This is a genomic window from Rhodococcus sp. NPDC079359 (genome assembly GCF_040702585.1).
GTDB lineage: Bacteria > Actinomycetota > Actinomycetes > Mycobacteriales > Mycobacteriaceae > Rhodococcoides.
In genome coordinates this window covers 183376-197099 of the sequence record NZ_JBFBLH010000007.1, presented here as the reverse complement: position 1 = coordinate 197099, position 13724 = coordinate 183376, and the positions used below count along the sequence as shown (strand labels likewise).

The following is a 13724-nucleotide window of genomic DNA, read 5'->3' as shown; positions in this document are numbered from 1 at the left end:
TCACAAGTCAAGGGGGGTTCGTAGGATGGCGGCAGCACTTCCCAGTCCGATCGAAGGAGCACACGTGGCATCGCCCACCGAGTCCGACGACCACGCCGGCCGCGACATCGTGGGCGCGGTGGTCAAGGCCTGCACGCTGCTCGATCATTTCGATACGACGCACCCCGTGTGGACGCTCAACGAGCTGACGACGGCAAGTCGAATGAACAAGACGACAGTGCACAGACTGATGACCACACTGATCCACGCCGGCTGGGTGGACCGGACGGCTGAGGGCTCGTATCGAATCGGCATGCCCGTGTTCGAGATCGGGTCGTCGGCACTGACCCAACTCGACATCCGCGGTGCGGCACAACCGTACCTGTCGGAGATTGCCGAAAAGTTCGGCGACACTGCGTATCTCATGGTTCCCGCAGACGAGGGAGCCGTTTGCATCGATCGCCATGAAGGGAGCAATCCCCTTGTGGTCGCGGGTATTTCCATCGGTTCGGTTCTCCCGTATCACGCCACCGCAGGCCCGATGGCCATGCTGGCATTCTCTGCTCGGATTCGCGACCGCTGGCTCACCCAGGATCTACCGGCCTTCACGGATCGAACACCGACGGCCCCGGACGAGTTGCTGACACGCCTCGAACAGATCCGATCGAAGGGGTACGCATTGAGCAATTCGGACTACCTCACCGGCGTCGCGGCCGTCGGCGCACCGATACTCGGACGGGACGCCGCGGTCGTTGCGTCGATCAGCGTAGGCGGCCGAGCGGAGACATTCGAGGGCGATGCCCTCAGCGCAAAGGTCGCGACGATTCTGGCCGCCGCGAAGAGTTTGTCTCGGGTTGCAGAAGCTCTACCTGCGCCAGGAGGAGAACATTGAACTATCCGCATATCTATGATCTGCGCTAGAGAGCCGAATACTCATCTACCGATTTGTTCGATCAGTTTCATTGCGTCGAAGGGTGCGTAGCCCTTGATGTCGTTGTCGAAGTACACGTGGACGTCTCGGCCAGTTGCCGTCCAGTCCGCGATCTTCGCAGCCCATCCGTCGAGCGCCTCATCTGAGTAGCCGCTGGCGTACAGCTCCTCGTCGCCGTGCAGGCGGACGTACATGAAATCGGCTGTAGGGGTGTCGACGTACGGGTACTTACCGGCGGTGTCGGCAACGACGAACGCAATATCGTTCTCTCGCAGCAACTCCACTGCGGCGTCAGAGGCGAAACTCTGATGCCGCGCTTCCACACAGTGCCGAAGCGGCCGCGACGAAGAAGCGGGCAACAACACTCGATCCTCTGCCAGCTTGTCGTCCCTCATGCCCGCCAACGAGACTGCGGCAGAGACCGTTCGGGGCAACATGGCGAAGAAATCCGACATCTTCTGCGCGTCGAATTCGAGATTCGGCGGCAACTGCCACAGGAACGGTCCGAGCTTGTCGCCCAGCGTCAGCACCCCGGTGGCGAAGAAGTTCGCGAGTGCCGCCTCGACTCCGACGAGCCGCTTGATGTGGGTGACGTACCGACCACCCTTGATGGAGAACACGAAGCCGTCCGGCGTCTCGTCGTGCCACTTGGTGAAGCTCGACGGCTTCTGCATCGCATAGAACGTGCCGTTGATCTCGATCGATGTCAGATGTTCCGACGCGTACCCGAGTTCCTTGCGATGCGCCAAGCCCGCCGGATAGAAATCTCCTCGCCAGGGCGCATACGTCCAGCCGGAGATGCCGATCAGAACTCGGGGTCGATGCGACGCGGGCATGAGCAGACTGTAGCCGGGCGCACAGGGAGGTACCGCTGGCTGTGATTGCCAACTAGCTGGCACCACCATCGCCACCGGACCATAATCGGTCTCTATGCGGTCGGGTGGACGAGCGGTGGTGTTGACGCTGGTCGCTGCCGGCGTGTGGCTCTTCGCGACGCCGTCGCTCGATCCCGGAACCGCGGACTTCGTCGCAACTCCGGCACCGGCCGTCGCACCCGTCGTCGAACCGCCACCCCTGACGCTCGAAGAGCTCACAGCTCGCGTCGATCCCACCGTCGTCACCTTGTCTGCGTCCGCAGGATTCTCCGGGGTCGCGGGCACGGGCTTCGTCGTCGCCCCCGACGGAATCGTGCTCACCAACTTCCACGTCGTCGAGAACGCCACCGACATCAGCGCAGTGCACATGGGCAACGGACTCATCTACGACGCCACCGTGTTGGGTTACGACAAATCTCGTGACGTGGCTGTCGTGCAGTTGATCACCGCGGCCGACCTGCCGGTGGTCGAGCTTGCCCCGGACCCACTTCCCGAGGTGGGTGATGCGGTGACCGCCGTCGGGAATGCCTCGGGTGCAGGGGTCTTGGTTCCGGCACCGGGAGCGGTGACCGCCCTCGATCAGCAGGTGCGTACGCGCAGTTCGGTGGACGGTTCGGGAAATACGTTGGAGCGAATGATTCGCGTCGATGCCGATGTGCGAGCGGGGGATTCGGGCGGGCCCCTCTTCGATGCCTGGGGCCGGGTGGTGGGTGTGAACACCGCGGGATTGTCCGACGAGGCGCGCAACGGCACCGAGTTCTCACCGCCACAGGCGCCCGAGGCGTATGCCGTCCCCATCTCCGAGGCGGTCGCGGTGCTCGATCAGGTGATCGCCGGGCAGTCGGGCGGCACAGTGCATGTGGGCCCCACACCGTATTTCGGGGTCTCGGTGCGCGATGTGTCGGTCTTCGAGAACAAGCCGGCGATCGGGGCGGCAGTCGTATCGGTGACGTTCGATTCCCCGGCGGAGGTGCTGGGATTGTCCGCGGGGGACGTGATCGTGACGTTCGACGGCACCGAGATCGAATCCTCGTCGGACCTGTCGGAGGCGCTGCTCGGACGTCGTCCCGGCGAGCCCGCCGTCGTCGAATGGGTCGATGACGCAGGCGTAACCAGCTCCGGCACAATCACACTCGCCGCGGGAATGCCGACAGCCTGAGGGTCAGTCCTGCAGCACCGACAACACATTGCCCGCCGGGTCGGTGAACCAGGCGATCAGCGGTCCGCCATGGCGAAAGATTCCCTTCTCGTCGGTACGCATGGCAGGAGTGGAGCCTGCGGAACGACCCTGTATGTCCGGATACTGCTCGAACACAACTCCTTTGGCGATCAAGGCGTCGACAGCGCTCTCGATATCGGCCACCGGAAAGTTCAGGATGGTGTACTGCGCGGGTACGTGCCCTGGACGAGGATAGATCAGCACGATCGTCCCGGTCCCCAGGTGCAGCTCGAGCATGCCCATCTCGTTCTCGGTGACCGTCAGTCCGAGCGTCTCGGCATAGAACGTGCGCGCCGCCTGCAGGTCGTTTACGGCGAATCCGGAGAACGGCTGCCTGGTCAGCTCCAAGGATGTCATCGTCGAATTATCGCGCTCCGGCACATGCCACGGGCCGATATCCGAGTAGCGTGGATCTCGTGACTATTCGCCTCGGTTACCAGATGCCCAATTTCAGCTACGACGGTTCGGTCGCAGAGCTCTTTCCCCAGGTCATCGCGCAGGCGCGCGAGGCCGAAGCGGCCGGGTTCGACACCGCATTCGTGATGGATCACTTCTACCAACTTCCCGGGATCGGCAAGCCCGACGAGCCCATGCTCGAGGCCTACTCTGCGCTGTCCGCGCTCGCGACGGCCACCGACACCATCCAGCTCTCCGCGCTGGTCACCGGCAACACCTACCGCAACCCGGCGATCCTCGCCAAGACCGTCACCACGTTGGACGTCGTCAGCGGCGGTCGCGCGATCCTCGGGATCGGAGCCGGCTGGTACGAACTCGAGCACCAGAGCTTCGGACTCGAGTTCGGCACGTTCACCGACCGTTTCGAGCGACTCGACGAGGCACTGCAGATCATCGAACCGATGCTCCGCGGCCAGCGTCCCACGTTCGACGGCCTCTGGTACCAGGTCGAAAACGCGATGAACGAGCCCCGCATCCGCGACGACCTGCCGATCATGCTCGGCGGCGGTGGCGAGAAGAAGACGTTCGGCTTGGCCGCACAGTTCGCCGATCACCTCAACATCATCTGCGACGCAAACGAATTGCCGCGCAAGATGGCTGCCGTCCAGGCCCGCTGCGAGGAGGTCGACCGCGACCCCAAGGACCTCGAGACGAGTTTCCTCGCGTTCGTCATCATCGACGAGAACGGCGACAAGGCCAAGGAACTGCAGCGTGAGTTCGTGCTCAAGCAGGGCCTCGACCTGACGAACCTGTCCGAGGAGGACGCCGCGAAGGCCACCGATCGGCACTTCTGCGGAACCCCCGACGACGTCGCCGAGCAGGTACAGAAGCGGGTCCTCGATCAGGGCATCGACGGCATCATCATCAACCTGATCACCAACGGTCACCAGCCGGGAGCCGTCGAACTGGCAGGCAAAGCTCTGAAGCCGCTCGTCTAGAAATTTGCTCCAGCAGTAGCCGCGGGGGCGCGTGCGGTGGCATAGTTCCCCCGTGGCTCAGCTGAGGATGAACGGGCACCGCGTCTTGGTCGCCGACCTGACCGGCGACTCCCTGCGCGCGATGTCGGGCTCGATGGTGGCGTACGAGGGCGATGTCGCCTTCAAGAGCGCCGGTATGGGTGGCGGCGGCGGTTTTCGCGCCGCACTCAAACAGAAGGTGACGGGCGAATCGCTATCGCTGATGGACGTGTCCGGCAAGGGCACCGTCTACTTCGCCGTCGACGCTCAGGACATCACTCTCGTCGAGGTCCAGGGCGACAACCTGCACGTAGAGTCGTCCCAATTGCTGGCTCTCACAGGGCAACTGAAGACCGACATCAAATTCTCCGGCTTGCGCGGTGCCAGTTCCGGCCAGGGACTGTTCACCACCGTCGTCAGCGGGTCCGGCACCGTGGCATTGCTGTCCAAAGGTGGGCCGATCATCGCCCTCGCCGTCGATCCGCAGTACCCACTCGTCGTCGATCCCGACGCGTTCGTCGCCCATCGCGGCCAACTGAACCAGAGCTTCGTCACCGACGTCACGTGGCGCTCCGCCATCGGCGGCGGCAGCGGCGAGGCGTTCTCCCTCCGCTTCGACGGCCAGGGCGTCGTCTACATCCAACCCGAGGAGCGCTGACGTGCCACTCGAACTGGTCAACAGCAAAGTAGTGAAATCCGTTCTGGCACCCAATCAGAACGTGCTCGCGCGTCGAGGATCGATGCTCTACTACACCGGCGACGTTCGGTTCGTTCCGCACTCGATGGGCGGCGGCGCGGGTGCCATGCCGGGCATGGGCGGCGTCGCCGGGATGGCCGGACGGATGATGGCAGGCGAGCACGTGGCGATGATGGCCGCCGAGGGGCAGGGCGAAGTCTTCTACGGCCATGCCGGGTTGTACATCGAGGTGATCCATCTCGACGGTTCGTCGATGCTCACCGTCGAAGCCGATCGACTGCTGGTGCACGACGGCTACCTCCAGAGTTCCATCGTCGCTCTGACCTCGCAGGGCGGAGTACGCGGAGCGGTCCGCGGCGCGATGACCGGGCAGGGCTTGTTCACGACACAACTGACCGGCCAGGGCAGCGTCGCGGTTCTCTCGCACGGGGGCGCGACTCCGCTGCAGATCGGACCGGATCACCCCCAGGTGGTCGTCGATCCGCAGGCGTACGTCTGCCACATCGGCAACATCAACGTCGACATCTCCGCGAACGTCGGATGGCGCGACGCCGTCGGCAAGGGCAGCGGCGAGGCGATCCAATTGAAGATGACCGGCATGGGCACCGTATGGGTGCAGGCGTCCGAGCAGAAGTTCTAGGGAGCACTGTCGTGGAAATACACACCCCGTACACCCTCCCGGTCAACGACAACGTTCCCGGCAACGAATACGCGTTCTGCGTCGAACTCGCAGGCCAGCCGTGGTTCACGTCGAAGGGCGCAATGATCGCGTACTACGGCAACGTTCGCTTCGAGCCGCTCGGGCAGACGTCCATGCCCGCCATCGTCGCGGCTCGGTTCTCGTCTCCGCTGTACTCGAACGACTGGGTACTCGCGCAGGGTCAGGGCAAGCTGATCCTCGGCGATCGCGGTTTCAACATCAACAGCTACGACCTCGATGACGGCAACCTCACCATCCGGGCGGCGAACCTCCTTGCGTTCGAGCCGACTCTGGATCTCAAACAGTCCATCGTCCCGGGATTCCTGACCCTGCTGGGCACCGGCAAGTTCCTGGCCTCGTCCAACGGCCCCGTCATGTTCGCCGAGCCGCCCCTCCGTATCGACCCGGAAGCCCTTGTCGGATGGGCGGATTGCCCCTCGCCGTCGCATCACTTCGACGCCGACTGGATGCAGAACTTCCTCGGTGCGGCCCGCGGATTCCTCGGGGCGAACAGCGGCGAGGAGCGTCAGTTCGACTTCACCGGGGCCGGCACTGTGCTGATCCAGTCCAGCGAGAAGGTGCTCGACGATTCACACCTGCTGCGGTACGTCGAGTCGCAGACGGTCTCGCTCGGCCAGAACTCGCTGCGGGCGCTGCACAACACCATCGGGGCTCGGCTACAGCAGTAGCCGCCTTGCAGCACCTCGACGGTGAACACGGCGGCTGTTCGGCGAGAACGCGCATACTGGAGTTTCACCTTCAGGAGGTACAGCCATGGCCAACCAAGGACCGTTCGGATTCGGATCCGACGACTTCGACAAGTTCGCCCGTGAGGCAACCGAGGGACTACGAGAGGTGGTCGGATCGCTGTTCGCCTCCAACGCCGGGGCTCCCAAAGCTCCGCCGGAACCCGAAACCACAGGTCAGAAGGGGGACGGAGTCTGGGCGATCTACAGCGTCGACGACGCCGGATCACCTCAGATCGACCAGCTCTACGCCACCGAACTCGATGCCCTGCGTGCGCACAAGGACAACACCGACCCGCGCCGACGCGTCCGCTTCCTGCCCTACGGCGTGAGCGTCAGCGTTCTGGAGGACTGAATCGGGTGCACTGGACCGCGCTCAGCGCGGCTGGCTGCACCGGATTCGCTGTAGATGGAGTCGATTCTCATGACCGCACACACAGAGTCCGTCTCGATCCCGCTGGGACAACCCGTGTTCGTGCACGCGCTCAGGTACACGGCGTTGTTCGATCGGAAGCCGTTCGCCGAGGCCCTACTGATCTACACCGACAACGGCGCGTACAAGATCGTGTCGCCGGGCGAGGATCACTACGGCAGCTACGTCTCGTACACCGACGTCGCCGAGGGCCCGCAGCATGTGATCTTCCTGTCGTGGCCGTCGGAGGATTGGGACCGGAACGTCGCGTCTCACACCCTGACGTTCAATCCCGATTCTGCGGCGTTCACACAGGTGCTCGTCCTGCCCGGCAATCCTGTGCCACGCTCCCAATACGGTTACGCGCTGCCGATTCCCGATCCGCACAGCGTGGACATGACGGCATCCTGGGATCGGGTTCGCGAGACCTACGCCGAGACGTTCACGCAGCTGGAGATCCTGGCCGCAGCTCGACAGGCGTGACGTCGAGCTAGTTCCGGAACGCCTCTACCGCATCGGCCGCCTGTTCGACGCCACCGTGTGCCCGCACCTGGGCACTCATCGCCGCTGCGCGCGGTGCCAATTGGCGAGCTTGGGCAACTGCGTCGGCCAGGCTCGAAGCCGAGACCTTCTCGAATTCCAGGTGCACGCCGACGCCGAGTTCGGCGAGCATCGCCGCATTGCCGAATTGATCGACGGCCTGGGGGATGGCCACGGTCGGGACACCGAACCACAGCGCTTCGGTACAACCACCCATCCCGGCATGAGTGACGAAGACCGTGGCGGCATCGAGCACCGCGAGCTGCGGAACATGCTCGTGCAGTTCCACATTGGCAGGCAGCTGACCCAGCGCAGCCGGGTCGACGCGTCGGCCGATCGAGATCACCAGATGCCAGTCGGTGTTCGCGAAGGTCTCGATGCACAGTCGGTAGAACTCTGGTCGCTCGTTGTAGCCCGTACCGAATGAGATGTACAGGATCGGCGCGTCGGGCGCCGTCCAGCTGCGGTCCTGCAGGCGTACCGGATCGAGGCACGGCCCGACGAACCGCACCGAATCCGGTACCCGATCCGCGTTGGGCTGCATCACTTTCGGGATGAGCGACAGACATTGCTGCGGGTAGGTGATCCACTCCCAGGGATCGGCGTCGATGTCGTTCTCTCGCAACCACGCCGTGTACGAAGCGTGGTACTGCAGGCCACCAGCGGATTCACGCATCGGCGTCAGTACATCGGAAAGATCCTCGGCGTATCCATCCCACGCCACGTACGTCGGCGAGAGCTGTACTGCCGTCACCCCGTAGCGCACCCCGAGGACGGGTGCCGTCATGCCGCCGATGTCGTACAGAAACAGATCCGGCTGATCGTCGTCGTAGAACGCGTTGAGCACCGGATACGACGCGATCGCCTCGTCGAGGAAGACCTGCATCGCCGCGGCCGGATCATCCGGCCACGACGCCTCTCCGTCGGGAAGTATCGAGGTGAACGGCACCACCTCGACGCCCGCGGGTTCGACCACGTGTCGCAGAGAATCACCGACGGCATAGGTGACGCGGTGTCCTCGCCGGACCAGCTCGGCAATCACGGCCAGGGATGGATAGATGTGGCTGGGAGCCGTAGTGCCGATCATGGCGATGTGCATGATCCCCACCGTAGGGCGCATCGCGCACCGCGAGCCAGCGAATTTCGTCGGCGATCAGATCCAGCAGTAACGGTAGCGAGACCGTGATGGTCGCCTGCTGTGATCCCGCCTTCACCGAGGTGGTTGCCCTAGTACTCATGGCCGTCACCGCAGCGCTGATCGTCATGCTTTCCCGGACGGGCAGATCCGACGTATCGTCGGCGAATGTCCTTTCTGCAACCGGTGACCCTCACCGACGATCTCGTGACCCTCGAGCCGCTGAGCCACGATCACCTCGAAGGTCTGTGCGATGCCGCCCGCGACGGGGAGCTGTGGAATCTCTGGTACACCAGCGTTCCGAAGCCCGAGGACATGGCGGCCGAGATCGACCGTCGACTCGGATTGCTCGACGCAGGCACGATGCTTCCGTTCACGCTGCGCCGCAACGACACCGGGCAGATCATCGGAGCGACGACGTTCTGCAACGCAGACGCCACCAACCGTCGCGTCGAAATCGGATACACGTGGAATGCCCGCTCCGCGCACGGAACCGGCACCAATCCGGCGAGCAAACTGCTGCTGCTGACGCATGCATTCGAGGAACTGGGATGCATCGCCGTCGAATTCCGTACCCATTGGATGAACCTGCAGTCGCGGACGGCGATCGCGAAACTGGGTGCGAAGCAGGACGGGATTCTGCGCAATCATCAACGCATGTCCGACGGTTCGTTGCGCGATACCGTCGTGTTCTCGATCATCGAATCCGAATGGCCCACCGTCCGCAACGAACTCCGCAGGCGTACCGCACGGTAGGTTGACCCCATGCGTGTGGATGGGCGGGACGTTCCCGTAGCGGGGAACCTGCTTCAGCCGCTGGTGCGCAGAACCAGCGACATCATTCGGGTCGTATCGGCCGCGGCGCTACTGGGTGTGGTGATCGCCGGTTCGCTGATCACCAGAAATCAGTGGGACGCACTCGAGCAATCGGTGTCGAACATCGTCGGCGTGCTCAGCCCCGACCAATCCAATGCCGTCTACATCGTCTACGGCGTCGCCATTCTCGCGCTCCCGTTCGGCGTGCTGATCGGACTGATCGCGGGCCGCAAATGGAAACTCCTCGCCGGGTACGCGGCCGCGGCACTGCTCGCCGCGCTGGCGTTGTCGATCACCGGAACCGGGATCTCCACTCCCACCTGGGACCTCGACGTTCCGGAGCGACTCGACACGTTCCTCGCGCAATTCCTCGACGATTCTCGCTGGATCGCGATGCTGGCTGCGGCTCTGACGGTCTCCGGCCCCGGCCTGTCCGCGAAGTGGCGTCGAGCATGGTGGACGCTGTTGCTCGCCTTCGTACCGATGCACCTTGTCGTCTCCACCGTGGTTCCGGCTCGCTCGATGCTGGGACTTGCGGTCGGCTGGCTCGTCGGAGCCGTCATCGTGTTGCTCGTCGGCACTCCCGCGCTCGAGGTTCCGCTCGACGCGGCGGTTCGCCTGTTCCACAGCCGCGGTGTCACCGTTCGCAGCTTCACCGTCGTCCGCCCGGCCGGCCCCGGCCCGTTGGTGTTGAACGCACACACTCCCGACGCCGATGTGGTGGTCGAGTTGTACGGGCAGAATCAGCGCAGCGGCGGTGCCCTACGCCAGTCCTGGCGGTGGATCACACTGCGTGGCAGCGAAACTGCGCCGCTGCACGCGTCGATGCGCCGGGCCGTCGAGCATCGTGCCCTGATGGGCCTTGCCATCAAGGGGTTGGGTGCGGCGGGAAGTCACCCACTGGCGGTGGCCGCGCTCGACAGAGGATGGACCCTGTACGCGCACAGCCTTCCCATCGGTGATCCGATCGAGGCGGAGCACGACGACGCCACCCTTGGCGCTCTGTGGTCGGCCCTGCACACTCTGCACGAGAACCAGATCTCCCACGGCGACCTGCACCGAAACGAACTCCGGATCAACGACGGCAAGGCCCTCTTCTGCGGTTTCGGTCATGCCGAACTGGGTGCCTCGGATTCCCAGATGCAATCCGACGTCGCGCAGTTGTTGCTCACCACCGCAGACCTGTTCGGCTCCCAGCGCGCCGTCGCCACCGCCATCGACGTACTCGGCTTCGAGACCGTGGTTGCGGCCTCGGGTCGCTTGACCAAGTCCGCCATCCCGCCGCGTATTCGCCAATCGGTGCGCGACGCCGACAAGACGATGAAGGCAGTCCGGCTCGAGGTTCTCGAGCAGACCGGTGCCGCCAAGATCGAGGCCGAACAGGTCACCCGATTCAGCCGCAACCAGATCATCTCGCTCGTGCTGTTGATCGGATTGGTCTACGTCGCATACCCGTTCATCAGTGCGGTGCCCGCGTTCGTCACCGAACTCGGTTCGGCGAACTGGTGGTGGGCTCTGCTCGGTCTGGCGGTGTCCGCGCTGACGTACGTCGGTGCCGGAGCCGCGTTGTGGGCGTGCGCGCTGGGCAAGGTCAGCTTCTGGAATCTGACGGTGATGCAGGTCGCCAACACCTTCGCGGCGACGACGACACCCGCCGGCGTCGGCGGACTGGCCCTGAGCGTGCGCTTCCTGCAGAAGGGTGGGTTGGGAACGGTTCGCGCGACGGCGGCTGTGGCGCTGCAACAATCGGTCCAGGTGATCACGCACGTGAGCCTGCTGATCTTCTTCAGCGTCGTCGCAGGCACCTCGTCCGGTCTGTCGAACATGGTGCCGGGCAACACCGTGCTGTATCTCATCGCAGGTGCCGCTTTCGGCGTCGTCGGGACGTTCATGTTCGTACCCAAGCTACGACGCTGGCTGCGGGTCGCCGTTCGTCCGCAGATCAAGGAAGTCCTCGGCGAACTGGGCGAACTCGCCCGCGACCCCAAACGGTTCTCGATCATCATCCTCGGCTGCGCGGCCACGACGTTGGGTGCCGCGCTCGCACTGTGGGCGAGCATCGAGGCCTTCGGCGGCGGCACCACGTTCGTCACCGTGACGGTGGTGACGATGATCGGCGGAACTCTGGCCTCGGCCGCGCCGACGCCGGGCGGTGTGGGTGCCGTGGAGGCCGCACTCATCGGTGGTCTGGCCGCCTTCGGAGTGCCCGCCTCCATCGCCGTGCCGTCGGTCTTGCTCTATCGCGTCCTGACCTGCTGGTTGCCGGTGTTTCTCGGGTGGCCGACACTACGGTGGCTCACCAAGCGAGACATGGTCTGACGCACTGCAGACGGCGTGTATGCCCGATTCCGGCACAGCTCCACGTGGCGCTGGTAGCGTTCAGCCGGCCGGGGATCTGCCCATGAGAGGTATGCCCATTTCCAGACCGGGGATTGCGGTGACGGCCGAGGGCCGTACGCGATACAGGCCTGGGCTCGACGCCACGCGCGCGAGCGTCGACGACGACTACACGTACTTCGCGAACACAGCGCGCGAGCGTTGGGTGCGGTATTTCGTCGGAACCCTGACACTGTTGTTCGGTCTGTCCGGGATCCTGATGGTTCCCACCGGCATCCACTACGACGGCCTGGCGGTATTCGTCCTCATCGGGGCATTGACGACGATACCGGTGGCGATCGCGTGGTTCCTCGGACCATGGCCGTCACCGCGTGTGGCCAATGCCTTCGTGTTCTACGCAGACGTCGGCATCGTGGGCATCCTTTTCAGCAGCACCGACCATTATGTGCCGCTGGCCGGATGCATGATGTTCACGATCGTGGCTGTCTTCACCGTCATTGCAAGCTCTTTCCGAGTGATGTGGATTCACCTGGCGGTCTCGGTGGCGACGGTACTTGCGCTCGGCGTACTTGCGGTCGGCCAGGGAAAGAACCCGTGGCTGGTGGCGGCGACCGCAGTCACCGTCGTCACGTTGTACCTCACCCCCTTGATGATGCGGGCGTACATCCGGCATCTACGTTCTCGGGCATCGGGAGCCGTCATCGATTCGCTCACGGGCCTGTACAACCGGCGCGGATTGCTCGAGGCGATCGATGACGTCGGTACCGCCTCCACCGACAGCCCCTCGGATCGAACCATCGGGGTCACCGTTCTCGACATCGATCGGTTCAAGGACATCAACGACCGATTCGGTCATCCCACCGGCGATGCAGTACTGATCGAGATCGCCTCACGGCTCACCGCCGCGGTACCGCAGACATCGGTGGTCTCGCGCCTGAGCGGAGACGAGTTCGTCATCGTGCACATCGGTTCGCCCGGCGAGATCGAATCGGCCGACCACAGGATCCGGATCGGTCTCGACGAAAGCTTCTCCGGGCCGCCTTTCACCGCCAGTGTCGGTTCTGCCTCGGAACTACTCGGGGGCGAACCCATCACCCCTACCATCGTGCGCAAACTGATCGCATCGGCCGATATCGAGATGTATCGCGACAAGTCTCGACTCTCCGAGGACGACGGCAGCGCCCGTGGAACCAGCACCGGAACGCGAGCGGACATCCGCACGCGCATCGAGACCTTGATCTCGCGAGGCGGGCCCGACGTGGTGTTCCAACCCATCTGCGACACGGTCACCACAACGGTTGTCGGTTACGAGGCACTGTCTCGCTTTCCTTTCGGCTACGGCTCGCCGACGATGTGGTTCCGCGACGCCACCAATGCGGGAATCGGACCGCTTCTCGAAGCCGCCGCCATCGACCGCGCGCTGGCCGCGTCCGCGTCACTTCCCTGCGAGATCTTCATTTCGCTCAACGCGTCTGCCGACACCATTCGCTCGACCGACCTGGCCGACGTACTGCAGCCGTTCCAGAAGAACCGACAGTTCCACATCGAAATCACCGAACACGAGCGGGTCCACGACTACCGCGCGGTCGCCCGAACCATCGAATCCTTGCGCGGGGCAGGCATATCCATCTCCGTCGACGACGTAGGTGCCGGCTTCGCCGGACTTCGCCAGGTGGTCGAACTGCGCCCCGACACCCTGAAGATCGACTACGCAATTGTGCACGGAATCGACACCGACCCGATCCGAAGGGCCGCCGCTGCATCGGTGATCGGATTTGCACACGAGATCGGGTCGACGGTCATCATGGAAGGCGTCGAAACCGAAGCGGAACTCCGAGTGGCCGCCGAACTCGGAGCAGACATGGTGCAGGGCTTTCTCACCGGACGACCACTACCGCTGTCGGACATCACCGGTTAGCTGCGCG

The 13724-nt window shown here is 64.1% G+C and carries 14 protein-coding genes; 11 read left to right on the top strand and 3 right to left on the bottom strand.

Features of this window, described 5'->3' with window-relative positions:
* The first annotated feature begins 64 nt into the window (after positions 1-64).
* A complete protein-coding gene (locus AB0362_RS18090; protein ID WP_317549196.1) occupies positions 65-871 on the top strand; it encodes an IclR family transcriptional regulator in 807 nt (268 codons plus the stop codon).
* Positions 872-912: 41 nt separating this feature from the next.
* Here the strand turns inward: AB0362_RS18090 and AB0362_RS18085 are convergent, their stop codons facing one another.
* The gene (locus AB0362_RS18085; protein WP_317549195.1) at positions 913-1746 is read right to left on the bottom strand and encodes a DUF72 domain-containing protein; all 834 of its coding nucleotides are present in this window, start codon (positions 1744-1746) and stop codon (positions 913-915) included.
* Between the two features lie 94 nt (positions 1747-1840).
* On the opposite strand from AB0362_RS18085, the gene AB0362_RS18080 reads away from it, so the two are divergent.
* Entirely contained in the window at positions 1841-2944 is a 1104-nt protein-coding gene (locus tag AB0362_RS18080) for a trypsin-like peptidase domain-containing protein (RefSeq protein WP_317549194.1), read from the top strand.
* A 3-nt stretch (positions 2945-2947) separates the two neighbouring features.
* Here AB0362_RS18080 and AB0362_RS18075 read toward each other — a convergent pair whose 3' ends face one another.
* A complete protein-coding gene (locus AB0362_RS18075; RefSeq protein WP_283347206.1) occupies positions 2948-3361 on the bottom strand; it encodes a VOC family protein in 414 nt (137 codons plus the stop codon).
* A 59-nt stretch (positions 3362-3420) separates the two neighbouring features.
* Between AB0362_RS18075 and AB0362_RS18070 the strand changes: the two genes are divergently transcribed.
* From AB0362_RS18070 to AB0362_RS18045, 6 genes are all read left to right on the top strand, one after another.
* Positions 3421-4398: an LLM class F420-dependent oxidoreductase gene (locus AB0362_RS18070; RefSeq protein WP_283347205.1), complete on the top strand. Its 978-nt coding sequence runs from the start codon at positions 3421-3423 to the stop codon at positions 4396-4398.
* A 67-nt stretch (positions 4399-4465) separates the two neighbouring features.
* The gene (locus tag AB0362_RS18065; protein ID WP_068048507.1) at positions 4466-5074 is read left to right on the top strand and encodes an AIM24 family protein; all 609 of its coding nucleotides are present in this window, start codon (positions 4466-4468) and stop codon (positions 5072-5074) included.
* A 1-nt stretch (position 5075) separates the two neighbouring features.
* Positions 5076-5753 (top strand): AIM24 family protein, encoded by a 678-nt coding sequence (locus AB0362_RS18060; RefSeq protein ID WP_094669906.1) that lies wholly within the window; start codon positions 5076-5078, stop codon positions 5751-5753.
* A complete protein-coding gene (locus tag AB0362_RS18055; protein ID WP_317809009.1) occupies positions 5723-6502 on the top strand; it encodes an AIM24 family protein in 780 nt (259 codons plus the stop codon). Before AB0362_RS18060 ends, AB0362_RS18055 begins: the two co-directional genes overlap by 31 nt.
* 85 nt (positions 6503-6587) lie before the next feature.
* Positions 6588-6914, top strand: coding sequence for a hypothetical protein (locus AB0362_RS18050; RefSeq protein WP_037194906.1), 327 nt, complete (start codon positions 6588-6590; stop codon positions 6912-6914).
* A 69-nt stretch (positions 6915-6983) separates the two neighbouring features.
* The gene (locus tag AB0362_RS18045; RefSeq protein WP_283347203.1) at positions 6984-7454 is read left to right on the top strand and encodes a hypothetical protein; all 471 of its coding nucleotides are present in this window, start codon (positions 6984-6986) and stop codon (positions 7452-7454) included.
* A gap of 7 nt (positions 7455-7461) precedes the next feature.
* Here AB0362_RS18045 and AB0362_RS18040 read toward each other — a convergent pair whose 3' ends face one another.
* The gene (locus AB0362_RS18040; protein WP_317549192.1) at positions 7462-8610 is read right to left on the bottom strand and encodes a macrolide family glycosyltransferase; all 1149 of its coding nucleotides are present in this window, start codon (positions 8608-8610) and stop codon (positions 7462-7464) included.
* 204 nt (positions 8611-8814) lie between these two features.
* On the opposite strand from AB0362_RS18040, the gene AB0362_RS18035 reads away from it, so the two are divergent.
* The 3 genes from AB0362_RS18035 (at position 8815) to AB0362_RS18025 (ending at position 13717) form a co-directional block, all read left to right on the top strand.
* Entirely contained in the window at positions 8815-9402 is a 588-nt protein-coding gene (locus AB0362_RS18035) for a GNAT family protein (protein ID WP_068048498.1), read from the top strand.
* A 9-nt stretch (positions 9403-9411) separates the two neighbouring features.
* Complete coding sequence (locus AB0362_RS18030; protein ID WP_317549191.1) at positions 9412-11781, top strand: lysylphosphatidylglycerol synthase transmembrane domain-containing protein; 2370 nt, start codon at positions 9412-9414, stop codon at positions 11779-11781.
* A 91-nt stretch (positions 11782-11872) separates the two neighbouring features.
* The gene (locus AB0362_RS18025) at positions 11873-13717 is read left to right on the top strand and encodes a bifunctional diguanylate cyclase/phosphodiesterase (RefSeq protein WP_317549190.1); all 1845 of its coding nucleotides are present in this window, start codon (positions 11873-11875) and stop codon (positions 13715-13717) included.
* Positions 13718-13724 lie beyond the last annotated feature (7 nt).